Genomic DNA, 25,642 nt, shown 5'->3' on the forward strand with positions numbered 1-25,642 from the left:
AATGAGTGATATTCTAAGCTTATAAATATTTGATAGGGGGTCAAATTTATTTTGGCCCTTTTGATATTATCTCTGGTATAAGGAGGAACTATGAGAGATTTAGATAAATATAAGGGTGTTATACCGGCATTTTATGCCTGCTATGATGAAAAGGGAGAGATAAGTCCTGAGAGAGTAAGAGCTCTTACAGAGTATTTTGTGGATAAAAAGGTCAGAGGTGTTTATGTAAACGGTTCTTCAGGTGAGTGTATATATCAAAGTGTAGAAGACAGAAAAGTTGTTCTTGAGAATGTAATGAAGGTTAGGGGAGACCTTACTGTAATAAATCATATAGCATGTAACAATACAAAGGACGGTATGGAGCTTGCCGCTCATGCGGAAAGTCTTAAAGTAGATGCTATAGCCGCAATTCCGCCTATTTATTTTAAGCTTCCCGAGTATTCCATTGCACAGTACTGGAATGATTACAGCAGTGCAGCACCGAATACGGATTTTATTATCTACAATATTCCACAGCTTGCAGGAGTGGCTTTAAGCAGAAGTCTCTATGCAAAGATGAGAGAGAATAGAAATGTTATAGGTGTAAAGAACTCATCAATGCCTACATATGATATTCAAGGATTTGTTAGAGACGGAGGAGACGACTACATTGTATTTAACGGTCCTGATGAGCAGTTCGTATCAGGCAGAGTAATAGGTGCAGGAGCCGGAATAGGCGGAACATACGGTGCAATGCCTGAGCTTTTCCTTGCAATGAATGAGAGCATAGAGAGCGGTGATATTAAGAGAGCAAGAGATATTCAGTACGATGTAAACGACATTATTGAGAAGCTTACATCAGGTCATGGAAATATGTATGCAATGATAAAAGAAGTCCTTAGAATCAATGAGGGACTTGATATCGGCAGCGTAAGAAAACCTTTGGTTGCATTGACAGATGCTGATAAAGAGATTGCAAAAGCGGCAGCAAAGATGATAGTTGATGCTAAAAAGAAATTTCTATGATGAATAAAGTGTATTTGGGAATTGATATAGGTGGAACCGCAGCAAAGTTCGGACTTGTTGATGAGAACGGCAACATACTTCAAAGGGATGAGTTCTCGGTATCATTTGACGGATATGAAACTCCAATACTTAAGACTGTTTTGGAAAAAACGGAGTATTTTGTGGCTTCAAGCGGACTTGCTTTCACTGAAATATCGGGTATCGGTGTATCCGCTACAGGGCAGATAGATTCCGAAAAAGGTGAAGTTATCGGCAGCGCCGGACATATAAAGAACTGGGTAGGCTCAAAGATAAAGGAAAGCTTTGAAAAGAAATATTCTGTCAAAACTATAGTTATAAATGATGCAAACAGTGCAGCTCTCGGTGAAAAATGGATAGGAGCGGGAAGAGGCTATAAAAATATCGTTGCTATAACCATAGGAACCGGAGTGGGTGGCGGTATTATAGTTGATGATAAAATCTTGCTTGGAAAAAGAGGACTGGCAGGAGAGATAGGACATATAGTGATACATGGAAGCGGAGAGAGTTGTTCATGCGGAAATGTAGGTTGTCTTGAAAGATATGCATCCACAACAGCGCTTGTAAGGAGTGTCTCAAAACTGCAAAAGGAAAATCCGACAGCTTTTCCGAAAGACTTTGAAGAAAATATCAACGGAAGAAAGATATTTGATGCCTTACATAAAAACAGTCTGTTAAGGCAGGCGGTTGATAATTGGGTGGATGATATTTCACTTGGAATTATTTCACTTGTTCATATCTTTAATCCTGAACAGGTTATTATAGGCGGTGGAGTAAGTACAAGAAAAGAGTTTATAGAAGCCTTAAGTAAAAAGGTACATGAAAAGGTAATGCCGAGATTCTTGGAAGGACTTGAAATAGTTCCTGCAAAACTTGGCAATGATGCCGGCCTTGTCGGTGCGATATATTATTTGAAAGAGAATAAATAAAATTGAGCTTTATTTCATAATCTTGTACTATGAAATAAAGCTCTTATTTTTAGTCTACCTTCGGCAGCATAGCCGCATATTTTTTGAGTTCTTCATCACTTGGAACGGTATCATCCATCTTTCCGTCATGGAATTTCTCATAAGCTACCATATCAAAGTAACCTGTACCTGTAAGTCCGAATACGATAGTCTTTTCCTCACCGCTTTCTGTGCATTTCTTAGCTTCTTCAATAGTGGCATATATAGCATGTGAGCTCTCAGGAGCAGGGAGTATACCCTCTGTTCTTGCAAAGTACTCTGCAGCCTTGAATACATCTGTCTGGTTTACTGAAATTGCTTCCATATATCCGTCGTGATAAAGCTGTGAGAGTGTAGAACTCATTCCATGGTATCTGAGACCGCCGGCATGGCTTGGTGAAGGAATAAAATCACTGCCAAGTGTATACATCTTTGCAAGAGGTGTCATCATACCTGTATCACAGAAGTCATAGGCAAATGTTCCCCTTGTAAAGCTTGGACATGATGCAGGCTCTATAGCAATAATTCTTACATCACTTTCGCCTCTAAGTTTCTCACCCATGAAAGGAGAGATAAGTCCGCCAAGATTTGAACCGCCTCCTGCACATCCTATAATGATATCAGGTTTGATATTGTACTTATCAAGCGCGGCCTTAGTCTCAAGTCCGATAATTGACTGGTGTAAAAGCACCTGGTTTAATACACTTCCAAGTACATATCTGTAGCCTTCACTTGTAGTGGCCTTTTCTACCGCCTCTGAGATGGCGCAGCCGAGGCTTCCTGTAGTTCCCGGATGCTTTTCGAGGATTCTTCTTCCCACTTCCGTTTCCATAGAAGGTGAAGGTGTTACTGAAGCGCCGTAGGTTCTCATTACCTCACGTCTAAAAGGCTTCTGTTCATAAGATACCTTAACCATGTATACCTTGCAGTCAAGTCCAAAGTATGCACATGCCATAGAAAGTGCGGTACCCCATTGCCCTGCACCGGTTTCTGTAGTAACACCTTTAAGTCCCTGCTCTTTAGCATAGTAGGCTTGAGCTATAGCCGAGTTTAACTTATGGCTTCCGCTGGTATTGTTTCCTTCAAATTTGTAATAAATCTTTGCCGGTGTGCCGAGTTTTTTCTCAAGGCAGTACGCTCTGACAAGCGGAGCCGGTCTGTACATTCTGTAAAATGATCTTATTTCCTCAGGTATCTCAAAAAATGCTGTAGTATCGTCAAGCTCCTGCTTTACAAGCTCGTTACAAAATACATGTGACAACTCGTCGGCAGTAACAGGCTTATGTGTTCCGGGGTTTAAAAGCGGAGCCGGCTTATTCTTCATATCAGCTCTTACATTGTACCAATATTTTGGCATCTCATTTTCTTCCAAATAAATCTTATAAGGTATCTCCATACACTCTCTCCTTTCAGCTAAATACTTGCCGCCGGCAAATATTATTTAGTAAAGTATACATTGATATAGTATTTAAGTCCAGTAGGGAATGAAAATTTAACGAAGAGTTTGAAAATATATTCAAAAAAGGCTGTCGCACGCGACAGCCAAAATGTTTTAATATATTACTTTGTATCCTTTGACTTTGGAAGTACAACATTCAATAGTACAGCCATGATAGTTGCAACAACTACAGGGCTCTTTCCGAAGATAGTAGTAAATATTTGTGGGAATGCGGCAAGTGAACCCTGTGCCTGCGAAATACCTACACCGAGAGCTACTGAAAGTCCGACAATAGATGTGTTTCTAAAGTCCATCTTCTCTGTAAAGATAAGCTTCACACCTGTCATTGCTATTGAAGCAAATACTGATATTGTAGCACCACCGAGTACACATAACGGAATAGTGGTAAGGAGTGCAGAGAACTTAGGTATAAGACCTGCTATAAGTATTATAATACCTGCAAGTCCAAGAACCGCTCTGTTTATAACCTTTGTTGTTGTTACAATACCCACGTTCTGTGAGAATGTAGCTGTAGGAAGTCCACCAAGTGCGGCACCGACTATATTTGAGATACCGTATCCTATGATACCGCTTCTAAGCTCATCACCTGTAGGAAGTCTGTCCATAGAACCGCTTGTTGTAGCTGATAAATCTCCGATAGCCTGAATAGAGTTTATAGCAAACAAAAGTCCGATTGCTATACAAGCTCCCGGGTCAAACTTTACACCGAAGTGAAGTATCTGAGGTAGTGAGAATACACCTGCACTTGCTACTGATGAGAAGTTGACCATACCAAGCACCAATGCAAGAATATAACCGCAAATCATTGCCACCAATATTGAAGCAAGCTTTAAGATACCTGTAGCAAAGTTGTTAAGTACTATAACAATAATAAGTGTAAAAATAGCCACTCCCCAGTTCTTTACAGAACCGTAGTCATCCTTTCCAATACCGCCTGCCATATAGTTTACAGCAACTGAGTAAAGTGAAAGACCGATAGTAAATACTACAGTACCTGTTACAAGCGGTGGGAAAAGCTTCTGAATTTTCTTGACAAAGAGACCTACCAATATAGCAACAATACCACCGACTATCTGAGCTCCAAGTATGGAAGCTACACCCGAAGTTTTCGCAATATCCTGCATAGTAGGAACGTATGCAAAGCTTATACCCATGATAACAGGAAGTTTTGCACCGATTCTAAATGTCTTGGTACCTATACCGAAAAGCTGTAAAAGTGTAGACAATGCGGCAACTACCAAAGCCGCCTGAACCATAAGCACTCTGTCAGGATCTGAAAGATTTGCCTCTCTAGATACGATAATGGCAGGTGTTATACAGCCTACAATCATTGCCACAACGTGCTGAAGTGCAAGCGGAAGAGCATCTGAAAATTTTGGAAATCCATCCATTTCAAATATTGAAGCATACTGCTTTGTTGTTTGATTGCTCATAATATTTCTCCTTATCAATCAACAATTTTTGTACCGGTTTTGCCGTTGATGGCGTCTTTAGCCTTCTCAAGCAATGTTATCATAGCAGTCTTATTTTCGCCTGATGAAGCGAAGTCTACTGCAGCAAGTACCTTTGGAAGCATTGATCCCGGAGCGAACTCTCCGTCATCAGCATACTTTAAAGCTTCAGCTGTGCTGAGCTTATCTAACCATTTTTCATTTTCTGTGCCATATCCGATGGCAACCTTTTCAACAGCGGTAAGGATGATAAGTGTATCTGCACCTACATTCTTTGCAAGAAGAGCGGCAGCAGCGTCCTTATCTATTACTGCAGGTACACCTGCAAGATGCTTACCGTTTGAAATAACAGGGATTCCGCCACCGCCGCAGCAGATAACAACCTGTCCGTCATCAGCCATAGACTTAATAGCTGAAAGCTCTATGATTTCCTTTGGAGCAGGAGAAGCAACAACTCTTCTGTAACCTCTGCCGGCATCCTCTTTTACAATCCAACCTCTGCTGCCTGCAGCTGCAAGAGCTTCGTCCTTGCCCATGAACTTACCGATAGGCTTTGAAGGGTTATCAAATGCCTTATCATTTTCGTCAACTCTTATCTGAGTAACTACTGTAGCGATAGGCGGAACTTCAAGATTTCTGTTTAAGAACTCCTCATGAAGAGCGTTCTGGATATCATAGCCTATATAAGCCTGACTCATTGCAACACATACTGACAGTGGAGTAGGATCAGAGTCTGTAGAATGAGCATACTCTGTCATAGCATTGTTGATTACACCGACCTGTGGACCGTTACCATGTACAATCAATACCTCATGGCCTTCTTCAATCAAATCCACGATAGCCTTTGCGGTTGTCTTTACAGCCACCATCTGTTCTTTCAGGTTGTTGCCGAGGGCATTACCGCCAAGAGCGATTACAATCTTGCTTTTGAATTTTTTTGTCATAAAATCTCCCCTTAATAAAATTTCTAGGAAATGTTAAAAAAAAGACAGGTTTTTGTGACCTGCCTTTTGGTTTATAGGCAGCAGTGAAATGATTGTCTATATTTAACTACTGCCACATGGATAAGTACTTTGACTTATATTATTCTGAAAGGATTCTGTCCTGTCCACGTGCCTCAAGTTTCTCAAGAACCTTAGCAGGATCTTTGAACTTCTCAAGAAGGATCATAGCAGCGATAACATATGGCTTGAAGCTTGCTTCTTTGTAAAGCGGATCTCTGTATCTGTCAAATACTGAACCGTCAACCTCGCCTTCCTTGCAAGAAACGCCTGTGATATCAGCAGGTAAGCAGTGAAGATAAAGAGCCTTACCGTCCTTTGTAAGCTTCATCATTTCTTCTGTACATGCCCAATCCTTGTGCTCTGCATTCTGAGCAAGAAGTTCCTTCTCTAAAGCCTTGATTCCCTCTGAATCGCCCTCTGCATAAAGGTTTGTTCTCTTCTCCATAGCTGCAAACGGTGCCCATGACTTAGGATAAACGATATCTGCATCCTTGAATGCTTCCTTCATGTCGTTTGTGATAGTGAACTTACCGCCGCACTCAGCTGCCTGCTTCTCAGCCTGCTCAGCAACCTTAGGCATTACCTCATAACCTTCCGGATGAGCTAAAACAACATCCATACCAAGTCTTGTGAAAAGACCGATAACACCCTGTGGAACTGAAAGAGGCTTACCGTAAGATGGTGAATAAGCCCAGCTCATAGCAATCTTCTTACCCTTAAGGTTCTCAAGACCGCCGAACTCATGGATTACATGAAGAGCATCAGCCATACACTGTGTAGGGTGGTCGATATCGCACTGAAGGTTTACAAGAGTAGGTCTCTGCTCAAGAACGCCGTCCTTGTATCCTGCCTCAACAGAATCTGCAACTTCGTGCATATAAGCATTACCCTTACCGATGTACATATCATCTCTGATACCGATAACGTCAGCCATGAAAGAGATCATGTTAGCTGTCTCACGAACTGTCTCACCGTGAGCGATCTGTGACTTACCCTCGTCAAGATCCTGAACCTCAAGACCTAAAAGGTTACAAGCTGAAGCGAAAGAGAATCTTGTTCTTGTAGAATTATCACGGAAAAGTGAAATTCCAAGGCCTGAATCAAATACCTTTGTAGAGATGTTTCTCTGTCTGAGATCACGAAGTGCATCTGCAACTGTCCATACAGCGTTAAGCTCGTCGTCTGTCTTCTCCCATGTAAGGAAGAAATCGTTCATGAACATATCCTGTGTCTTTAGGCCTTTTAACTTTTCAACTAAATTCTTGAAATTTGACATTTTTTAAACTCCTTATTTTAAAAGCATTGCTTTAGTTTTTATAATATACAATTTATGTTACATTCCCGGATAAACTGTGTATCCGGGATTATAATCTATCAAAATATAATCTATACAGATTAGTCACAGTAGTAAGCAGGAAGAGCTGCATAGAATGCCGCACAAGTTACCAAGTCTTTCTTCCATGTGATCTCGTTTGGTGCATGAGCCTGTGCCTCTGCTCCAGGTCCGAATCCGATTACAGGGATACCGTTTCTACCCATGATTGAAACACCGTTTGTAGAGAATGTCCACTTGTCAAGAAGCGGTCTAACCTCACGCTCAGGTGTAGTCTTAGCATTACCGATTCTCTTATCACCGAAGAGATCCTTGTAAGCTGCAACAGCACTTGTACAAACCTTGTGATCCTCAGGAAGTACCCAAGTAGGGAAGTAGCACTCGATAGGGTATACAACACCTGTAAATGAAGGTCTGTCATAGTTGTACATACTTACAACTACATCATCGCCGTACTTCTTAACTGCAGGAAGTTCTCTGATTTCCTCAAGACATGACTCCCAAGTCTCACCTACAGTCATTCTTCTGTCAAGAGATACTGCACAAGAGTCAGCTACTGCACAACGAGAAGGAGATGTGAAGAAGATCTGTGAAGCTGTAACAGTTCCTCTACCAAGGAATCTTGCTTCCTTCCACTGATCGTTGTACTTAGGATTGAGCATCTTTACAAGACCTCTGATCTCTGTAGACTCTGCATCACCGTTGTTGTTAAGTGCACGAACATCTCTTAAGATATCAGCCATCTTGTAGATAGCGTTGTCACCTCTGTCAGGAGCTGAACCGTGGCAAGAAACACCCTTAACATCGATTCTGATCTCCATACGTCCTCTTTGTCCTCTGTAAAGACCGCCGTCTGTAGGCTCTGAAGATACAACGAACTCAGGTCTGATCTTATCCTCATGGTAGATATACTCCCAGCAAAGACCGTCACAGTCCTCTTCCTGAACTGTACCTACAACCATTACACGATACTTGTCGTTAAGAAGTCCGAGATCCTTCATGATCTTTGCAGCATATACTGCAGAAACTGTACCGCCAAGCTGATCTGAAACACCACGACCGCCGATTTCTTCATCATCCTCAAATCCCTCATACGGATCGAAGTTCCAGTTGTCTCTGTTTCCGATACCTACTGTATCAATATGTCCGTCAAAAGCGATAAGAGTCTTGCCTGATCCCATGAATCCCATAACGTTACCCTGCGGATCAACCTTAACCTCGTCAAAGCCTACCTTCTCCATCTCAGCCTTAATTGTAGCAACGTGAGCAGCCTCGTCAGATGACTCGCCCGGATTGGCAACTATAGCACGAAGGAAAGCTGTCATATCAGCCTTGTATCCTTCAGCTAAAGATTTAATCTTTTCCAACTCTTCTTTTGATAATTTACCCATTGTTTTGTTCCTCCTTTAAAAAATAACAACTATATCTTATCTTTCCTTAGCTTCCCAGATAATATTTCTCCAACGCTGCGGATCTGTGTCGCCCTCGGTTGAGAAAAGTAATACCTTTGAATCTTTAGTTAAGTTTAGTTTCTCTCTAAGCTCCTTGTATTCATCGTCCATCATAATAGTAGCGAGAGCACCGAACGGAGCGGCTCCGGACTCACCTGAAAGTACCTGAGGATCGCCCTTTAACGGAGCGTTTAACATACGCATACCTCTGGCAGCTACTTCATCTTCTGCAGCTATAAAGCATGTTACATGGTTCTTTAAGATATCCCAAGATGTGATATTAGGCTCACCGCAAGCAAGACCTGCCATGATTGTATCCATATCTCCGTCTACGATTCTTATATTACCGTCTGCAGTCTTAGCACCCTTATAAAGACATGCTGCAGCTTCGGCTTCAACAACTACCATGATTGGAGGGTTCTCTTTGTACTTATTGGCAAAGTAACCTACCATTGCACCGGCAAGTGAACCTACACCTGCCTGAACAAATACATGAGTAGGTCTCTCGGCAAACTGAGCGTCAGCCTCAAGAGCCATAGTACCGTAACCCTGCATTATCCATGAAGGTATCTTCTCATAACCTTCCCAAGCTGTATCCTGAACTACAACTCCGTGCTCAACCTTAGCGGCAAGCTTTGCAGCCTCACGAACACATTCGTCATAGTTTACATCTGAAATCCATGCATCGGCACCCTCAGCCTTGATATTGTTAAGTCTTGTCTGTGTAGAACCCTTAGGCATTATAATTACTGATTTCTGATGTAACTTGTTTGCTGCCCAAGCCACTCCACGACCGTGGTTACCGTCTGTAGCGGAGAAGAATGTAGCAGGTTTGAATTTCTTTGCAAACTCCTCAGATGTAAGAACTGAATAAGGTAATTCCGATACATCTACATTCATTTCATCAGCTATGTACTTGGCAATTGCATATGAACCGCCAAGAACCTTGAATGCATTCAAACCGAATCTGTAAGATTCATCCTTAACCTTAACCTCGCCTAAACCGAGGAACTTAGCCATCTCCTTTAAATCAGCCAAAGGTGTTTCGCTGTACTGAGGGAAGCTTTCATGAAAAGCTTTAGCCTTAGTCACCTCTTCAACCGACATTATCGGAAGATTAGCATCGTCTGTTTTGGGCATATTGTTAATGACCCATTTTAGTTGTGACATGAAATTTAAACCTCCTAAAATTGTTAAGCAAAATGCTTATTCATCCACTGCTTTTGCTTGATCAATGTAGCTATACAGTGTAAACTTACTAATTCCAAAAAATTGAGAAATTTTATCTCCGGATCTTGTAATAAGGAAGGCACCGGCATCCTGTAAAAACTTGATTGCCTTAACCTTTTCATCCTTTGTCATAAGTGCGGGAGTCTTCCCCACAAGCTTCACGCTTTGTTCAATCAGGTTGTCGAGCAGGTCGTTCACACTTAAAGGAATCTGACCGTAGATATCTTCGCCTGTGGTTTCGATATTTTCCACTATATTGGATAGTGCTGATTGAGCATTTATGAAATTGGTCATATCGTGGTTTATACCGAGTATGAATCTGTACTTACCGCTTTCATCCTTTAGAAAGATAGTGGAAGATTTTAAGATTCTGCCGTCTGAAGTATGTGTTCGATAGCCGAGGTGATCACTTACATTATCCCCTTTTTTTAAAGCTTCGAGAGTCTCCAGTACTATCTTTGAAGCACCGTCACCGATCTTTCTTCCAGATACATGACCGTTTATGATGTAGCAAATAGTGTGCTCAAGGTCATTAGCCTGTAAATCGTGAATGCATACTTCACAGTCATTGCCGAACTGTCTGGCGATACCGTGTGCAATCATCACTAAAGATTCCAAAGTTAAGTCATCTCTGTTCATAACACTATCGCTACTCCTTTCTAATTTACACGCCTAAATTTTTTTTAGGTATGTATACTATAGCACTTTAATCAAAGCAAATCAATAGGTATCTAAAAAATTTTTAGGTAAGCAAAAATATTATAAGAGTGAATATAGACGGCTCATTTTAATAAATTTTAAACAATAAATGACGCACTTTTATATTGCATACTATCGAAAAATTAATATATATAGTACACAAAAATAAGATATTTTTTTATGTACAGTTTTCAAAAAAAAATTTATAATAGTGTTTGAGTCGTGGTATAACAATTATACTAGAGCTTAATAAATTAGTTAATAATCAAGTCCTATATAATATAGTAGAGATTTGACAGTAGAATAAGGGAGGTTTATGAGAAAAATCATAGTAACATTATCCTGTATCCTGTTGGTAGGATGTGGTGGAGCCAAAAAAGCGGATGTAGGAGGTTCTGTCGACATAAATAATGTAGAAAGCAGTACACAGACGGCAGGTACAGATGTAAAAAGTGAAGAGACTAAAGCTGACGGACAGGTAGATTATGACCTGAGCAGTATGGGTCCTGATATGGTATATGCCACAATATATCAGATGATGATTGACCCGAAGTCATATGTAGGAAAGAGTTTTAAGGTGACGGGAAATTATTACTCATCCTACAGTAAAGAAAACGATCAGTACTATCACTTTTGTATGGTAAAGGATGCCGCCGCTTGCTGTGCACAGGGCCTTGAACTTCTTTGGGCGGATGAGAGTATGAACAAGCATGAAAATTGTCCGGATGAAGAAGCCCTTGTCACAGTGGAAGGTGTATTTGAAACATATGAAGAGGGTCAAAATACTTACGGCAGATTAAAAGATGTAAAGCTTGTCAATGAGTAATATTATTCAGGCTTTATTTTTGCCTGCCTCAGAGATTTGAAAAAAGAACTTAAAAGTGAGGAGCACTCGCTTCTAAGTGACTCAGATGATATAAGCTCAACTTCGGTCTTATGGTTGAATCCGTCAGTTTGCAGGATGTTAAGCACTGAACCTGCACATCCTGCCTTCGGATTCATAGCGCCTAAGACCACTTTTTTTATTCTTGACTGCACTATGGCGCCTGCACACATAGGGCAGGGCTCAAGTGTTATATACATGGTACAGTCTTCCAGTCGCCAGTCACCTATCTTTTTGCAGGCTTTTTTCATAGCAATTATTTCCGCATGTGAGAGCGTACTTTTATCCTTGTTTCTTCTGTTATAACCTCTTGCTATTATCTTATCTTCAAATACGATAACACAGCCTATCGGAACGTCACCTATTGCCATTGCTTTTTTTGCCTGCTTTATAGCTTCTTTTAAAAAATAATTATCCCTATCCATTTTAATACCTGTAAGTCACAAAATTTTAACAGTTTTACCATATAATAGTTTCGGTATCAAAGTTTTTGTTTTTTTATATGAAAACAAATGGTATAATTGATACCGAGGTTGTGATAAAACAATCCATATAATTTGTATGTTAAACTAAAACAAAATGAAAATTATGTCAAGATATATATAAAGGATGGAACTATGGAATTGATATTGGTATGTGATGACGACAGAGAGATAGTAGACGCAATTAAAATCTATCTTTCAGGCGAAGGATTTGAAGTGCTTACAGCATATGACGGTGAAGAAGCTATACAGTTGATGGAAAAACACAAGGTGGATCTTTTGATAATAGATATAATGATGCCTGTACTTGACGGAATAAGGGCGACAATGCAGATAAGAGAGAACAGCACGATACCTATTATAATGCTTTCGGCAAAGTCGGAAGATGCCGATAAGATACTCGGACTGAATATAGGCGCTGATGACTACCTTACCAAGCCTTTTAATCCGCTTGAGCTGGTTGCCAGAGTGAAGAGTCAGCTGCGCAGGTACAAAAAACTTGGAAATATGTCGATGCCTGAACCGCAAAAGGTGGTTGTGGGTGACCTTGAGATAGATGATGAGACAAAGGAAGTAGTAGTGGCGGGAGAGCTTATCAAGCTTACACCTATAGAGTACAATATACTGCTTTTACTTGCCAAAAACGCAGGAAAGGTCTACTCAATAGATGAGATATATGAGCAGATTTGGAATGAAGAGGCTATAGGTGCCGACAATACGGTTGCGGTGCATATAAGACATATCAGAGAGAAAATTGAGATAAATCCTAAAGAACCGAGATACCTAAAAGTGGTTTGGGGCGTAGGATATAAGATTGAAAAGCATGGATAAAAATATATTTTTTTCAAGAGCTAAATTAAAGATTTGGGCAGTGGTCTTGCATTTGACGGCCTTTGCCCTGTTTGTGATAGGTATTTCCATAATATATTGCAATGATAATTTTAATAAGGGTCTGCTGTGGCTGAACTCCGAGAATTATGACGATTCGCCGGCGTTTATGAATCAGGTGGACTCGGATATTTCATTGCTTTTTTCGTATGCCGAGTTAAAGGATGTATTTGAAACCGACGGAAAGTTTGATATAAATAAGAAGATATTCGGTTTGAATATTGGTCCCAGCAACGATGTGGACTTTACGGTCGGCTCAATTATTGAGTATGCCAAAAGACACGGATACTATATTGATGAACATTATAAGCTGAGTGTTACCGACCAAAATCTGGTAAATCAGATAGAGGATACATCATACTTTGTAAACTACAGAACTTATGCCAACGACTCAAGTATATTGGAGCCGGGTGATGCATATATGAGTATGAAGACAGCTATAACCGAGAGTATAGGTCTTTTGTCAAAGTACTATGAGGCATATGAAAGATTTGTGGTACAGCCGTCCAATTTCAGATACAGACTTGAGTACGGTGATGTTTTGTATACAAACGACAGGTTGTTGAATGTAAAGACGGTATATGACTACGGCAAGTTTGCAATAACGTCTTCACAGGGTATGCAGGTGGAGACAAATATGAACAAGGTGCCGAATGAATTGTCTTTTTTGGCTGAAAAGATTACAGACAAGCTTCAAAAACCTTATAAAGTATATATTGCAATTAACACTCTTTATACGGCGACAGATGTCTACGCTATTGACAATGTGAACTATTTAAGTCAGAGAAGACTCTATGCCGTAGGTTTGGTATCCGTAACTATAGGTATTATACTGATGGCAATAAGCTTGGGTTATCTTATAGCTTTTTGCGGTCATAATGAGAATGAAACCGGAATAAGGCTGAACAACTTGTTTGATGCCATACCTTTTGAGGTGAAGCTTTTACTTTTGATTTTTGTTATTGTGCTGTTGGCTACAATCAACAATTTCATAGTAAATAAAGTCCTGCATATATATGTTGAAAAGAAGCGATGGGGCTTTGCAGGTCAGATGTTAAACTATGTTTCTATCTATCTGGTGACATTGCCTATTGCATTTTCAATACTCAGGGAGTACAAGGCCGGGCTTTTGTGGAAGAATTCATATACAAAGATTATAAAAGAGAGCTTCTCGGTCTATATGTTAAAGAGAACTTTCAAAAAGAAGCTCGGCTCAAACTTTTTGGTTATGATTTTGGTGGACTTTGTAGTGGTTATACTGTTTTTACTTACCACAATCAATGTAAAAAGCCTCTTCGGCCGTCTCACCATATTTATATGTTTTATTATCTTCCTTATTATAAATATTGTCATATTCAATAAGGTTTATAAGACTGCAATAGCGTTTGACAAGATTGCGGAGGCGATAAAGGAGATTGCAAACGGCGATACAAGGTACAGGCTTGATGAAAGCGAGTTTACAGGCAGAGAGATAAGTGTGGTAAAGGATCTCAACAATATAAGTAAGGGATTTCAGGGCGCCATAAACGAGCAGGTAAAGAGTGAAAGATTAAAAGCCGATCTGATTACAAATGTCTCACATGATATAAAGACTCCGCTTACTTCCATTATAAACTATGTTGACCTTATAAAGAGGGAAAAGCCTGAGAATGCAAAGATACAGGAATACCTTGATGTATTGTCTGTAAAGTCACAGCATTTAAAGAATCTGACTGAGGATTTGGTAGAGGCAAGCAAGGTATCAAGCGGAAATATCTCCGTTGAACTTAGGGATATAGATCTTGTAGAGATGATAAATCAGACAAACGGAGAGTTTGAAGAGAAGTTTGCTGAAAAAGGACTTAAAATCATATCCACACTTCCGACTACAGGTATTATGATAAAAGCCGACGGCAGACATCTTTGGAGAGTTTTGGAAAATCTCTACAATAATGCTTTCAAATATGCGGCTAAAAATTCAAGGATTTATATAGATATAACTTCAGAGAATAATATTGCCACATTTGTTATAAAGAATATTTCAGAAAATCCGCTCAATATAAAGCCTGACGAACTTACAGAGAGGTTTGTAAGAGGTGATGTATCAAGGACTACGGAGGGCAGCGGACTCGGACTTTCGATAGCCAAGTCTCTTACGATTTTGCAGGGCGGAAAGTTTGAGATAATAATAGACGGAGATTTATTCAAGGTACAGATAAGATTTAAGGCGGTCTGATATATATGAGTGAGTCTTAGGGCCCACTCATATATTTTACTTGATTATTAGCACTCGTTATGATATAGTGCTAATAACGACTCGGTCGTTATAGGAAGCACAGTATTTAGCATTAAGATATAAGAAAGAATGGAGAAAATATGGTAGAAGATCCAAAAAGCAGGAAGCCTTTCATTTATTACTATATTGTTGTTTTAGCAATAATGATGGCATTAAATTTTTTAGTTCTACCTTTTATCAAAGAAGGTCAGATAAAGCAGGTTGACTACGGAACCTTTATGACAATGACTGAAAAAGGTGAGATTTCAAAGGTCGATATACAGACCAATCAGATAGTATTTGTAGGAAAAAATGACAATGTAACATATAAGACCGGTCTGATGAACGACCCGCAGCTTACAGACAGACTTCATAGTGCAGGAGTGGAGTTTTCAAGTGATATTGTAAGAAAGGATTCACCGCTGTTGGATGCCGTTTTAAGCTGGGTATTACCTCTTGTAATATTCTATTTTCTGTGGAACGGAATTTCAAAGAAGATGTTTAACAGAGACAGTGCAAACTCGCTGATGTTCGGCGGTATGGGCAAGTCAGGTGCCAAGATATATGTAAAGTCATCTGAAGGCATCAAGTTCAGTGATGTGGCAGGTGAGGATGAAGCAAAGGAAAATCTTACAGAGATAGTTGATTACTTACATGATCCGAGTAAGTACAAGGATATAGGTGCTTCAATGCCTAAGGGTATCCTTCTTGTAGGACCTCCGGGAACAGGTAAGACAATGCTTGCAAAGGCTGTAGCCGGTGAGGCAAATGTTCCTTTCTTCTCAATGTCGGGTTCCGAGTTTGTTGAGATGTTTGTAGGTATGGGTGCTTCAAAGGTAAGAGACCTTTTCAAACAGGCAAAGGAAAAAGCGCCATGTATAGTCTTTATTGATGAGATAGATGCTATAGGTAAGAAAAGAGACGGACAGATAGGCGGAAATGATGAGAGAGAGCAGACTCTCAATCAGCTTTTAACAGAGATGGACGGTTTTGAGGGCAATTCAGGTGTTATGATTTTGGCGGCCACCAACAGACCTGATGCGCTTGATCCGGCGCTTACAAGACCCGGAAGATTTGACAGAAGAGTACCTGTAGAACTTCCCGACTTAAAGGGTAGAGAGGAAATACTCAAAGTTCATGCTAAGAAGATAAAGATTGCGGATGATGTTGATTTTAAGCTGATTGCAAGAATGGCTTCAGGTGCCTCGGGTGCGGAGCTTGCAAATATTATAAACGAGGCGGCGCTAAGAGCGGTAAGAGATAAAAGAAAGTTTGTAAATCAGTCCGATCTTGAAGAAAGTATTGAGGTTGTTATTGCAGGCTATCAAAAGAAAAATTCCATTTTGACGGATGCGGAGAAGTGGAGAGTTTCATACCATGAGGTGGGACATGCGCTTGTAGCCGCAAAGCAGACCAATTCGGCACCGGTTACAAAGATAACCATTATTCCCAGAACTTCGGGAGCGCTCGGATATACTATGCAGGTGGATGAGGGTAATCATTATCTGATGACAAAGAGTGAGCTTGAAAATAAGATTGCCACTCTTACAGGCGGAAGAGCGGCAGAGGAAGTGGTGTTCGGAGATGTTTCCACAGGAGCTTCAAATGATATAGAGCAGGCTACCAAACTTGCAAGAGCTATGATTACAAGATACGGAATGAGCAAAGACTTTGATATGGTTGCGCTTGAGACCGTTACCAACAGGTACCTCGGAGGTGATACTTCTTTGGCGGCTTCGGCTGAGACCGCCGCTGTTATAGACAAACAGGTAGTGGCCTTGGTAAAAGCTCAGCATGAGAAGGCTGCACAGATACTTATGGAAAACAGAGAAAAACTTGAAGAAATATCTCATTTCCTGTATGAGAAGGAAACCATCACAGGTGATGAGTTTATGGAGATATTAAACAGGTAATGTTTACATAATCTTAAAACTTTAATATAATATCGTTGATATTCGTTTGGATATTTAGAAAAAAATGAAAGTGGGTGAGCAAATGGTAGAATTAGACGGTTTTAAAACCACACTACAATCCTACGAAAAAATATTGCTGGAAGTGAGGGATTCACTTTGACTTGGACAGTAAGGAAAAAAAGATAATTGAGCTTGATCGTGCTATGGAAGAGCCTACATTTTGGGACGATCCTAAGGAGAGTACCAAGATAGTAAGAGAGGCAAAACAGCTCAAAGATACTGTCGAAAAATATAATAAGTTAAAGTCCGAATACGAAGATATCGGAGTCCTTATAGAGATGGGCTATGAGGAAAATGATGAGAGCCTTATACCTGAGATAGAAGGTATGCTTGAAGCGTTTACAAGAGAAATAGATGATTTGAAGATAGCCACACTGCTTACAGGTGAATACGACTCTTCAAATGCCATCATGAAACTTAATGCAGGTGCAGGCGGAACGGAGTCCTGTGACTGGTGTTCAATGCTTTACAGAATGTATACAAGATGGGCGGCTAAAGAAGGCTACACTGTAGAAGTTCTTGATATGCTTGAGGGTGATGAGGCAGGAATAAAGTCCGTAACATTGCAGATAAACGGTATAAATGCCTACGGTTATCTTAGAAGTGAGCATGGTGTACACAGACTTGTGCGTATATCGCCTTTTAATGCGGCAGGAAAGCGTCAGACCTCGTTTGTGTCCTGTGATATCATGCCTGATATAGAAGAAGACCTTGATGTGGACATCAATCCGGATGATTTGAGAATAGATACTTATCGTTCATCAGGTGCCGGAGGTCAGCATATCAACAAGACTTCTTCAGCTATAAGAATCACACATATCCCTACAGGCGTGGTGGTACAATGTCAGAATGAAAGAAGCCAGTTCCAAAACAAGGACAAGGCTATGCAGATGCTTAAGGCAAAGCTTTTCTTATTAAAGCAGCAGGCTAATGTCGAGAAGCTTTCGGATATCAGAGGTGATGTAAAGGATATAGGCTGGGGAAATCAGATTCGTTCCTATGTAATGCAGCCATATACAATGGTAAAGGATCACAGAACCGGAGCAGAGAGCGGAAATGTAAGTGCCGTACTTGACGGAGATATAGATAAGTTTATTATTGCATACCTTACGTGGCAGAGCCTAGGTTGCCCTGCAAGAAATGCGGGGGATGAATAAGTCAGAAATAAAGAAACCGACTGTGAAAAAAGTTTTCACGGTCGGTTTTTTAATATTGCATTTTTAGAGATTCGCTCAATAAAAACATATTGTTGAGATAATGCTTATATTGTGGCCCTTTTTTATTAAAATCATCTTCGTTTATTCCTCTATAAACATAAATTGCAGTTTCAAAAAAGGATGAATTGGACATAAAGTAATCTTTATCGGGTATATAAATCAATATAATCTTAGGAGAATCTCCGATTTTTACAAATCTCTCATAAAAATCTGTATAAAAGCGGGAAGTCGCCAAATTTTGTGGAAGTTGCCAAATATCATTAGTAGGAATATTCGGATTGTTTTTGTGGGTATTATAATTAATCATTGATATGGCTGATTCTGCTGTCATTCTGTCAAGTTCACTATATAATACTTTAGTCAGACCATAATCTTTGGAAAGCAGTAAAATCATATCATCAAGTGATTTCTTCGGCATAATAATATCATTTTTATAAAAATTATAGACTGACGGTAAAAAACTGATATCTGTAGTAGATATATCTCCGATAGTCCGATAATTACAAATGTATTGATTCATAAAGTTCTCCTTATTTTTAATCAAAATCACCCATTTGCAGCTTTTTAATATTGTATCTAATTTGATTACGGGATATTTCAAGATACTTATATCATATTCTTCTCTCATTTTCATCACCTAAATTCCTTAATATGTTATTCTTTTTACCTTGTTCAGAATTTTGGATATATCGACTTATTATTGGGTTTATTTTACATTTTTATACAGATATAATCACTATATAAGTTTTACGTAACGGAGGAATATTTATGAAAAAGCAAGTAATTGCAATATCTTTGGCAGCTATGACTGCATTCAGTCTTATGGCTTGTTCAGGTCAAAAGAGTGAGGCAACGGCAAGTTCCGATGCTAAGGTTGAAAGCAAGGATACAAAGGACGGGGATCTTAAAGAAACAGGAAAGCTTGTTATATACAGTCCTTTGACCGAGTCTATGATCGATGAGATGATCACAAAGTTTGAAGAGGAAACCGGAATAGAGGCGGAGTGCCTTGCAATGGGAACCGGAGACGCTCTTAAAAGAATCGAGACGGAGGCTGATAACCCTCAAGCGGATGTACTGTGGTCGGGAACAATCGGTACAGTAAAGAATAAGAGTGAGTATTTTGCAGATTACAAATGTGCAAATGAAGATGCATTCTATGATGAGTACAAGAATAAAGAGGGCAATCTTACAAGATTTGACACAATACCTTCTGTAATCATGGTAAACACAGATTTGATAGGAGATATCAAAGTTGAAGGTTATGAGGATTTATTAAATCCTGCACTTAAAGGCAAGATAGCCTTTGCAGAGCCGTCAGCATCATCTTCATCATTTGAGCACCTTGTTAATATGCTGTACGCTATGGGTAACGGTGATCCTGATAAGGGTTGGGACTATGTAGATAAGCTTGTAGACCAGTTGGACGGAAAGCTTCTTGGAGGTTCATCAGCAGTTTATAAGGGAGTAGCGGATGGTGAGTATACGGTAGGACTTACATTTGAGCAGGGTGCTGCACAGTATGTAGGAGCAGGTTCGCCTGTAAAAGTGGTATACATGAATGAAGGTGTTATCTTTAGAGGAGACGGTGCATATATAATAAAGAACTGTGCCAATGAGAGAAGTGCTCAGATCTTCCTTGACTGGTTGACAAGTAAAGAGACACAGGAATTTATGAATAGTACACAGTATCGTAGAAGCATCAGAAAAGACGTTGAAGCAGGTGATGCCATGAAGCCTATGAGTGAAATCAAGGTTATCACTGACGATGAGACCAATACAGCTGAGCATAAGTCCGAATGGTTGGATAAGTTCAAAGAAATATTTACAAAATAAATTATGGAAAAGCTGCTGCATAATACAGAACAATACAAGTAAAAGCTAAAGTGATTTAGATATAGCTTGTAAGAGTTGTGTTGGCGGCAGCTCTTTCTTTAACCGGAAAGAATAACTATATATCAGGAGAAAAAGATGAGCGTTAGTATAAATGTAAAAGATGTTGTAAAAAAATATGGTGATATAACAATAATACCGGATCTGTCCACCACTATAAAAAACGGAGAGTTTTTTACACTGCTTGGACCTTCAGGCTGCGGAAAGACAACATTACTGAGAATGATAGCGGGATTTAACTCAATAGAGGGCGGTACAATAGCATTTGATGATAAAATTATAAATGATACGCCGGCACAAAACAGAAATATAGGAATGGTTTTTCAAAGTTATGCGATCTTCCCGCATCTTACAGTAAGGCAGAATGTAGAGTACGGACTTAAGATAAGAAAAGTACCTAAGGCAGAGATGAAACAAAGAGTGGATGAGATTTTAAAGATAGTAAAGATAGAAGAGTATCAAGACAGACTGCCTGAGAGATTATCGGGCGGACAGCAGCAAAGAGTTGCGCTTGCAAGAGCGATAGTTATACATCCGCAGGTACTTTTAATGGATGAGCCGCTCTCAAACCTTGATGCAAAGCTTAGAATAGAAATGAGAAGTGCAATAAGAGATGTACAAAAGCAGATAGGAATAACTACAGTCTATGTAACTCATGATCAGGAAGAGGCACTTGCAATTTCGGACAGAATAGCTGTAATGAAAGACGGTATTATCAGACAGATAGGCAGTCCGCAGGATATCTATGCCAGACCTTATGATGCATTTGTTTCCACATTTATCGGACACTCAAATCTTTTTTACGGAACTCTAAAGAGTGCGGATGGAGGCTACAATGTAGTATTTAATAACGGTTTCAGTATATTTATGGATAATATATCAAGTGAAGCTAAGGACGGCGAAGAAGTAGTAATATCTGTAAGACCTGAGGAGTTTTCAATTTCTGAAACCGGAATTGATTGTAAGATTCTAAGCAGAGTTTTCCTAGGAAAATATACCAACTATTTCCTTGAGTTTGCAAAGGGTATGGTGCTTGATAATCAGCCAAGTATTGAATACTCTCAAGACCTCGGTCAGGCGGAAAGAATATTTGATGAGGGAGAGAGTATAAAACTGCTTCCGAACAAGAAGAAAATCAATATATTTACAAAGGATATGGAAAAGAGTCTTATAAAGGATGTGGTAAAGTATGCTGAATAAGAAGATTAAATTAGATTTCTGGAATATAGTTACGTTATTAATAATTATAGTTTTTGCGATTTTCCTTATTTATCCTTTACTAAGCCTGTTTTTAGACGGTTTTAAAGACAGTAAAAGTGGTGTGTGGTCTTTGATGAACTACATTCAGTTCTTTTCAAAGAAATATTATACAAGTGCACTTATAAATTCTTTTAAACTTACAATAAGTGTAACTGTAATAGCTGTTTTGATAGGAGTTCCTTTAGCATATTTTATGTCTTTTTATAAGATAAAAGGGAAAGGAATCTTGGAGGTACTGTTTATTATATCAATGATGAGTCCGAACTTTATCGGAGCTTATTCATGGATACTTTTGCTTGGAAGAAACGGAAGTGTTACAAAATTTTTGGAAAAAGCACTTGGTATAAATATGCCTTCAATATACGGATTTGCAGGAATGTTACTTGTATTCTCTCTTAAGCTCTATCCTTTTATTTATATCTATGTATCGGGGGCATTAAAAAAGATAGACGTAGCACTTTCAGAGGCGGCGGAGAGTTTAGGCTGCGGTGGACTTAAAAAGGTATTTACGGTTATTATGCCTCTTATAACCCCGACACTTGTTGCGGCGGCGCTTTTAGTATTTATGAACTGTATGGCGGATTTCGGAACACCGGCTCTTATAGGTGAGGGATACAGAGTTATGCCTACTCTTGTCTATTCGGAGTTTGTAGGTGAGTCGGGAGGGTCTGCAAACTTTGCAGCTTGTATGGCTACAATAATGATAATTATAACCGCTTTGGTGTTCTTCTTGCAAAAGTGGTACATAAATACAAAATCATTTACAATGAGTTCGATAAGGCCTATACAGCCGAAGGAACCGAAGGGGATCTTTAAAGTACTTATTTATTTGTACATATATATGCTTGCAGGTCTTTCTATAATTCCGCAGGCTATGGTGGTATATACATCATTTAAGGCGACAAGGATGCAGGTGTTTGTGGACGGATTCTCTTTGGGAAGCTACAAAAAGGTTGCCGATAAAGCATTGGCGGCGGTAACAAATACATATGTATTTTGCTTCTTTGCAATTGTAATTATTATAACTTTGGGAATGTTGATAGCATATCTTACAGTCAGAAGAAGAAGTGTACTCACCTCAGCTATAGACAGTATTGCAATGTTCCCTTATATTGTACCGGGATCGGTTCTCGGTATCACTCTTTTGATAGCATTTAATCATCAGCCTTTGATGCTTGCGGGTACGGCATTTATAATAATTATATCATTGGTAATAAGAAGATTGGCGTATACATTGAGGTCAAGCTCTGCTATACTTTATCAAATAAGCCCGAGTATGGAGGAGGCTGCTGTAAGTTTGGGAGATACTCCTGCAAAATCCTTTGTAAAGGTTACAGCAAAGATGATGCTTCCGGGAGTGGCTTCAGGTGCTATTTTGAGTTGGATAACAATAATAAATGAGCTGAGTTCTTCCGTCATGTTATATACTTCAAAAACTAAGACAATGTCTGTAGCTATTTATAATGAAGTAATAAGAGCAAGCTACGGCCCTGCGGCGGCACTTGCAAGTATATTGACATTGACAACGGTAATATCACTTTTGGTATTCTTTAAGGTATCCGGAAGCAAGGATGTTACAATGTAATAAAAATATAATATAGGATATAAAGGGTGTAAGCTATGAATAAAAAGATAAGTTTTAAAGAAGAGTTAAAAAGGAGTCTTATAGTTCATGCGCTTACACCCTGTTTTATTTTATGTATAATATGTGTACTTGGATTTATCTTAATTGCATCTGTAAATATATATAGAAATAATAATATATATTCTCTAAATTCAAGAGAAAAGTTTGAAAGTGTATTAAACAGTTATATTGAAAATACAAACCACATTGCAAATGATATCAATATAGAGGATTTTCAAAGTGATAAGCAGTATAAAGTTGATGTAATAGAGGGAGTGTATAATTTTCTGAATCAAAAGAGTATAAAGGCACAATTTTATATTTTTGATAATAACCTTGATATACTCTACAGTACTGAAAGAAGTGAAGATAAAAAGAATTTCATAAAATATCAGGTAACCGGCAGTAAATCAAATTTTTTGGGAGACAGTTCAAATATAATATATATTTATGGTGGGAATGGGGTGGATAACACACCGATATCATCATACCTTATAGTAAAACCGATTATAAGAGATGATAAATTTGCAGGGGTTTGTACATATGAGCTGGAGCTTAAAAATCTTGATGCTGTTTTTAACAATACAAACAGTACGGTTTTACTTGTAAATAAATTTCATAGAGTGTTATTCAGCAATTCAAGGCGGTTTGTAGATGACAGAAATAAGATTATAAAAAATTTCAGAGATAAAAGCGGGATTGCATTTGAAGACGGAGAGTTAATCTATATATCAAAGAATAAAGTGGCTCATGCAGATACGTGGATATATGTAATCACAGATTGCAGTATTTATCTTAATATCAGTATAATTATGTTGTTGCTGATAATTGCCGTGACAATCATAATGTCAGCCGCCATATCTTCAAGTGCAGGCAAGTTTTCGGCAAAAAAGACAGCCATAATATATCAACTTATAGACGCTCTAAAGCAAGTGGAGGACGGAAAACTTGATATAAATTTGAATATTGAATCCGATGACGAGTTTAAATCTATAGGTCATTCTTTTAATATGATGCTTGGCAGTATAAGGCATCTTATAGAAAGACATGATAAAATGGCACTGGAAAATAATATGGCGATAGTTCAAATGATGGAGTCGCAGTTTAATCCTCATTTTTTATTCAATACACTTGAGTCGATAAGATATCTGGTAAAATTCAATCCGAAGGTCGCTGATAAGACTGTAGTAAACTTATCAAAGCTTTTAAGATACAGCATACAAAACACTGTTGATACAGTCAGATTCAAGGAAGAATTTGATTTTGTTAAAAGATATATAGAAATCATGAAGGTGAGATTTGGGGAAAGACTTGAGTTTAATGATAATATTTCAGATGAGGTAAAAGGGGTAAGCGTACCTAAGATGATAATTCAGCCTATTGTGGAGAATGCCGTTAAATATGGATTCGGAGAAGATGTGGAAGTCTTGAGAGTTGAGATATCGGCATATATTGAGAATGAAAAACTATATATAATAGTTAAGGATGACGGAGTAGGGATAGAGGAAGACTTACTGAAAGATTTGGTGTTTAATTTAAAGGAAAAGTATAACAGTTCGGATCATATAGGGCTTTATAATGTACATAAGAGAATAGAACTCCTCTACGGTACCGAATACGGACTTGAAATCAACAGCGAAACAGGCAAAGGTACGGAAGTTGTTTTGGTGTTGCCGGAAATTTTTGAATAGGGAGAATGAGATATGAATAAAATTATTATAGTCGAAGATGAGGAGATTATAAGAAACGGACTGGCCGTTTCATTTGAGTGGATGGAGTATGGATGCAGTATAGTCGGACTTGCAAAGGACGGAAAAGAAGGGCTTGATATGATACTGGAACTTGAACCTGATATAGTGATCAGCGATATCAAGATGCCTAAGATGACAGGAATAGAAATGATACAAAATGCAAGAATGCAGGGAAAAGAGTTTTTCAGTATAATACTTACAAGTTATGCCGAGTTTGAATATGCCAAAAGTGCTATAGAATTCGGTGCATCGGGGTATTTGTTAAAGCCTGTGGACGAAGATGAACTTATAGACCTGTTAAAATCAATAAATGATAAAATAAATAAAAAGAACAGGCAAAAAAGAATAGAGGAAAGTATAAAAGACAAGATAATAGAAAATGAGGAAGATTGGAAAATATTTTTAAAGGCCGGAGAAAGCTCGGATTCTATTATAAGGTCGGTTTATGAAATCATACAGAATAAGTATAGTGAAAAGCTTGGAATAAACGATGTTGCAGAGGCACTTAAGGTAAGCAACAGTTATATCAGCAGAAAGCTGAAAGCAAAGCTCAATACAAGCTTTGTGGATTTATTAAGTCAATACAGAATAAAAAAGGCTATTTCATATCTTAAGAAGTCTGACTTAATGATATATGAGATATCCTGTAAAGTCGGATTCAGTGATTATAAGTATTTTTGTACGGTATTTAAAAAATATACTTCCCTGAGTCCGTCAGAATACCAAAACAGAAATACCAAAATGTAAGAAAATTGTTCTTGCATTCCACTGCAAACCATGCTAAGATTAAGTACTGTGACACATAATCCTTGCTTTTGAT

21 protein-coding genes are annotated in these 25,642 nt (G+C 38.8%); 12 read left to right on the plus strand and 9 right to left on the minus strand.

Going from position 1 to position 25,642, the window contains the following annotated elements; genetic code table 11:
- Window positions 1-90: 90 nt before the first annotated feature.
- The gene (locus tag EHW90_RS01730; RefSeq protein ID WP_124950761.1) at window positions 91-1,005 is read left to right on the plus strand and encodes a dihydrodipicolinate synthase family protein; all 915 of its coding nucleotides are present in this window, start codon (window positions 91-93) and stop codon (window positions 1,003-1,005) included.
- Window positions 1,002-1,952: an ROK family protein gene (locus EHW90_RS01735; RefSeq protein WP_124950763.1), complete on the plus strand. Its 951-nt coding sequence runs from the start codon at window positions 1,002-1,004 to the stop codon at window positions 1,950-1,952. The genes EHW90_RS01730 and EHW90_RS01735 overlap by 4 nt, the downstream gene beginning before the upstream one ends.
- Window positions 1,953-2,001: 49 nt before the next feature.
- On the opposite strand, the gene EHW90_RS01740 is transcribed toward EHW90_RS01735, so the two are convergent.
- From EHW90_RS01740 to EHW90_RS01770, 7 genes are all read right to left on the minus strand, one after another.
- Window positions 2,002-3,366: a TrpB-like pyridoxal phosphate-dependent enzyme gene (locus EHW90_RS01740; RefSeq protein WP_124950765.1), complete on the minus strand. Its 1,365-nt coding sequence runs from the start codon at window positions 3,364-3,366 to the stop codon at window positions 2,002-2,004.
- 164 nt (window positions 3,367-3,530) lie between these two features.
- Window positions 3,531-4,862, minus strand: a complete 1,332-nt coding sequence (locus EHW90_RS01745; protein WP_124950767.1) for a uracil-xanthine permease family protein — start codon at window positions 4,860-4,862, stop codon at window positions 3,531-3,533.
- 14 nt (window positions 4,863-4,876) lie between these two features.
- Window positions 4,877-5,824 (minus strand): carbamate kinase, encoded by a 948-nt coding sequence (arcC, locus tag EHW90_RS01750; protein WP_124950769.1) that lies wholly within the window; start codon window positions 5,822-5,824, stop codon window positions 4,877-4,879.
- A gap of 139 nt (window positions 5,825-5,963) precedes the next feature.
- Window positions 5,964-7,160, minus strand: a complete 1,197-nt coding sequence (gene ygeW / locus EHW90_RS01755; protein WP_124950771.1) for a knotted carbamoyltransferase YgeW — start codon at window positions 7,158-7,160, stop codon at window positions 5,964-5,966.
- Between the two features lie 119 nt (window positions 7,161-7,279).
- Window positions 7,280-8,608 (minus strand): YgeY family selenium metabolism-linked hydrolase, encoded by a 1,329-nt coding sequence (locus EHW90_RS01760; RefSeq protein WP_124950773.1) that lies wholly within the window; start codon window positions 8,606-8,608, stop codon window positions 7,280-7,282.
- Window positions 8,609-8,644: 36 nt separating this feature from the next.
- Window positions 8,645-9,838 (minus strand): diaminopropionate ammonia-lyase, encoded by a 1,194-nt coding sequence (gene dpaL, locus EHW90_RS01765; protein WP_124950775.1) that lies wholly within the window; start codon window positions 9,836-9,838, stop codon window positions 8,645-8,647.
- A 36-nt stretch (window positions 9,839-9,874) separates the two neighbouring features.
- Window positions 9,875-10,537, minus strand: a complete 663-nt coding sequence (locus tag EHW90_RS01770) for a helix-turn-helix transcriptional regulator (protein WP_124950777.1) — start codon at window positions 10,535-10,537, stop codon at window positions 9,875-9,877.
- Window positions 10,538-10,913: 376 nt separating this feature from the next.
- Here EHW90_RS01770 and EHW90_RS01775 point away from each other — a divergent pair, with 376 nt between their 5' ends.
- Window positions 10,914-11,423 (plus strand): hypothetical protein, encoded by a 510-nt coding sequence (locus EHW90_RS01775; protein WP_124950779.1) that lies wholly within the window; start codon window positions 10,914-10,916, stop codon window positions 11,421-11,423.
- A 2-nt stretch (window positions 11,424-11,425) separates the two neighbouring features.
- Here EHW90_RS01775 and tadA read toward each other — a convergent pair whose 3' ends face one another.
- On the minus strand, window positions 11,426-11,905 hold the full coding sequence (gene tadA, locus EHW90_RS01780; RefSeq protein ID WP_009447238.1) for a tRNA adenosine(34) deaminase TadA: 480 nt from the start codon (window positions 11,903-11,905) through the stop codon (window positions 11,426-11,428).
- A gap of 192 nt (window positions 11,906-12,097) precedes the next feature.
- Between tadA and EHW90_RS01785 the strand changes: the two genes are divergently transcribed.
- From EHW90_RS01785 to prfB, 4 genes are all read left to right on the plus strand, one after another.
- Window positions 12,098-12,793 (plus strand): response regulator transcription factor, encoded by a 696-nt coding sequence (locus EHW90_RS01785; protein ID WP_040458430.1) that lies wholly within the window; start codon window positions 12,098-12,100, stop codon window positions 12,791-12,793.
- Entirely contained in the window at window positions 12,786-15,065 is a 2,280-nt protein-coding gene (locus EHW90_RS01790) for a sensor histidine kinase (RefSeq protein ID WP_124950781.1), read from the plus strand. The genes EHW90_RS01785 and EHW90_RS01790 overlap by 8 nt, the downstream gene beginning before the upstream one ends.
- Before the next feature lie 140 nt (window positions 15,066-15,205).
- The gene (gene ftsH / locus EHW90_RS01795; protein ID WP_124950783.1) at window positions 15,206-17,017 is read left to right on the plus strand and encodes an ATP-dependent zinc metalloprotease FtsH; all 1,812 of its coding nucleotides are present in this window, start codon (window positions 15,206-15,208) and stop codon (window positions 17,015-17,017) included.
- Window positions 17,018-17,099: 82 nt separating this feature from the next.
- A protein-coding gene (gene prfB / locus EHW90_RS01800) for a peptide chain release factor 2 (protein ID WP_124950785.1) occupies window positions 17,100-18,234 on the plus strand; the annotation gives its coding sequence in 2 pieces (ribosomal slippage) (window positions 17,100-17,174 and window positions 17,176-18,234; 1,134 coding nt in all).
- 49 nt (window positions 18,235-18,283) lie between these two features.
- Here prfB and EHW90_RS01805 read toward each other — a convergent pair.
- On the minus strand, window positions 18,284-18,922 hold the full coding sequence (locus EHW90_RS01805) for a hypothetical protein (RefSeq protein ID WP_243113884.1): 639 nt from the start codon (window positions 18,920-18,922) through the stop codon (window positions 18,284-18,286).
- 140 nt (window positions 18,923-19,062) lie between these two features.
- On the opposite strand from EHW90_RS01805, the gene EHW90_RS01810 reads away from it, so the two are divergent.
- The 5 genes from EHW90_RS01810 (at window position 19,063) to EHW90_RS01830 (ending at window position 25,569) form a co-directional block, all read left to right on the plus strand.
- Window positions 19,063-20,130, plus strand: coding sequence for an ABC transporter substrate-binding protein (locus EHW90_RS01810; protein ID WP_124950787.1), 1,068 nt, complete (start codon window positions 19,063-19,065; stop codon window positions 20,128-20,130).
- A 135-nt stretch (window positions 20,131-20,265) separates the two neighbouring features.
- The gene (locus EHW90_RS01815) at window positions 20,266-21,387 is read left to right on the plus strand and encodes an ABC transporter ATP-binding protein (protein WP_124950789.1); all 1,122 of its coding nucleotides are present in this window, start codon (window positions 20,266-20,268) and stop codon (window positions 21,385-21,387) included.
- Window positions 21,377-23,032 carry an ABC transporter permease gene (locus EHW90_RS01820; protein ID WP_124950792.1) on the plus strand — a complete coding sequence of 552 codons (1,656 nt, stop codon included), beginning with the start codon at window positions 21,377-21,379 and terminating at the stop codon, window positions 23,030-23,032. The genes EHW90_RS01815 and EHW90_RS01820 overlap by 11 nt, the downstream gene beginning before the upstream one ends.
- A 35-nt stretch (window positions 23,033-23,067) precedes the next feature.
- Window positions 23,068-24,762 (plus strand): sensor histidine kinase, encoded by a 1,695-nt coding sequence (locus EHW90_RS01825; protein WP_124950794.1) that lies wholly within the window; start codon window positions 23,068-23,070, stop codon window positions 24,760-24,762.
- A 12-nt stretch (window positions 24,763-24,774) separates the two neighbouring features.
- Complete coding sequence (locus tag EHW90_RS01830) at window positions 24,775-25,569, plus strand: response regulator transcription factor (RefSeq protein ID WP_124950796.1); 795 nt, start codon at window positions 24,775-24,777, stop codon at window positions 25,567-25,569.
- Window positions 25,570-25,642: the final 73 nt, after the last annotated feature.

It is taken from the genome of Lachnoanaerobaculum orale (assembly GCF_003862485.1).
GTDB classification, from domain to species: domain Bacteria; phylum Bacillota; class Clostridia; order Lachnospirales; family Lachnospiraceae; genus Lachnoanaerobaculum; species Lachnoanaerobaculum orale.

Excerpts from the sequence above, each read along its gene's own strand:
- EHW90_RS01730 (WP_124950761.1), top strand. The coding sequence starts at position 91 with ATGAGAGATTTAGATAAATATAAGGGTGTTATACCGGCATTTTATGCC.
- EHW90_RS01735 (WP_124950763.1), top strand. The coding sequence starts at position 1,002 with ATGATGAATAAAGTGTATTTGGGAATTGATATAGGTGGAACCGCAGCA.
- EHW90_RS01740 (WP_124950765.1), bottom strand. The coding sequence starts at position 3,366 with ATGGAGATACCTTATAAGATTTATTTGGAAGAAAATGAGATGCCAAAA.
- EHW90_RS01745 (WP_124950767.1), bottom strand. The coding sequence starts at position 4,862 with ATGAGCAATCAAACAACAAAGCAGTATGCTTCAATATTTGAAATGGAT.
- arcC (WP_124950769.1), bottom strand. The coding sequence starts at position 5,824 with ATGACAAAAAAATTCAAAAGCAAGATTGTAATCGCTCTTGGCGGTAAT.
- ygeW (WP_124950771.1), bottom strand. The coding sequence starts at position 7,160 with ATGTCAAATTTCAAGAATTTAGTTGAAAAGTTAAAAGGCCTAAAGACA.
- EHW90_RS01760 (WP_124950773.1), bottom strand. The coding sequence starts at position 8,608 with ATGGGTAAATTATCAAAAGAAGAGTTGGAAAAGATTAAATCTTTAGCT.
- dpaL (WP_124950775.1), bottom strand. The coding sequence starts at position 9,838 with ATGTCACAACTAAAATGGGTCATTAACAATATGCCCAAAACAGACGAT.
- EHW90_RS01770 (WP_124950777.1), bottom strand. The coding sequence starts at position 10,537 with ATGAACAGAGATGACTTAACTTTGGAATCTTTAGTGATGATTGCACAC.
- EHW90_RS01775 (WP_124950779.1), top strand. The coding sequence starts at position 10,914 with ATGAGAAAAATCATAGTAACATTATCCTGTATCCTGTTGGTAGGATGT.
- tadA (WP_009447238.1), bottom strand. The coding sequence starts at position 11,905 with ATGGATAGGGATAATTATTTTTTAAAAGAAGCTATAAAGCAGGCAAAA.
- EHW90_RS01785 (WP_040458430.1), top strand. The coding sequence starts at position 12,098 with ATGGAATTGATATTGGTATGTGATGACGACAGAGAGATAGTAGACGCA.
- EHW90_RS01790 (WP_124950781.1), top strand. The coding sequence starts at position 12,786 with ATGGATAAAAATATATTTTTTTCAAGAGCTAAATTAAAGATTTGGGCA.
- ftsH (WP_124950783.1), top strand. The coding sequence starts at position 15,206 with ATGGTAGAAGATCCAAAAAGCAGGAAGCCTTTCATTTATTACTATATT.
- EHW90_RS01805 (WP_243113884.1), bottom strand. The coding sequence starts at position 18,922 with ATGAGAGAAGAATATGATATAAGTATCTTGAAATATCCCGTAATCAAA.
- EHW90_RS01810 (WP_124950787.1), top strand. The coding sequence starts at position 19,063 with ATGAAAAAGCAAGTAATTGCAATATCTTTGGCAGCTATGACTGCATTC.
- EHW90_RS01815 (WP_124950789.1), top strand. The coding sequence starts at position 20,266 with ATGAGCGTTAGTATAAATGTAAAAGATGTTGTAAAAAAATATGGTGAT.
- EHW90_RS01820 (WP_124950792.1), top strand. The coding sequence starts at position 21,377 with ATGCTGAATAAGAAGATTAAATTAGATTTCTGGAATATAGTTACGTTA.
- EHW90_RS01825 (WP_124950794.1), top strand. The coding sequence starts at position 23,068 with ATGAATAAAAAGATAAGTTTTAAAGAAGAGTTAAAAAGGAGTCTTATA.
- EHW90_RS01830 (WP_124950796.1), top strand. The coding sequence starts at position 24,775 with ATGAATAAAATTATTATAGTCGAAGATGAGGAGATTATAAGAAACGGA.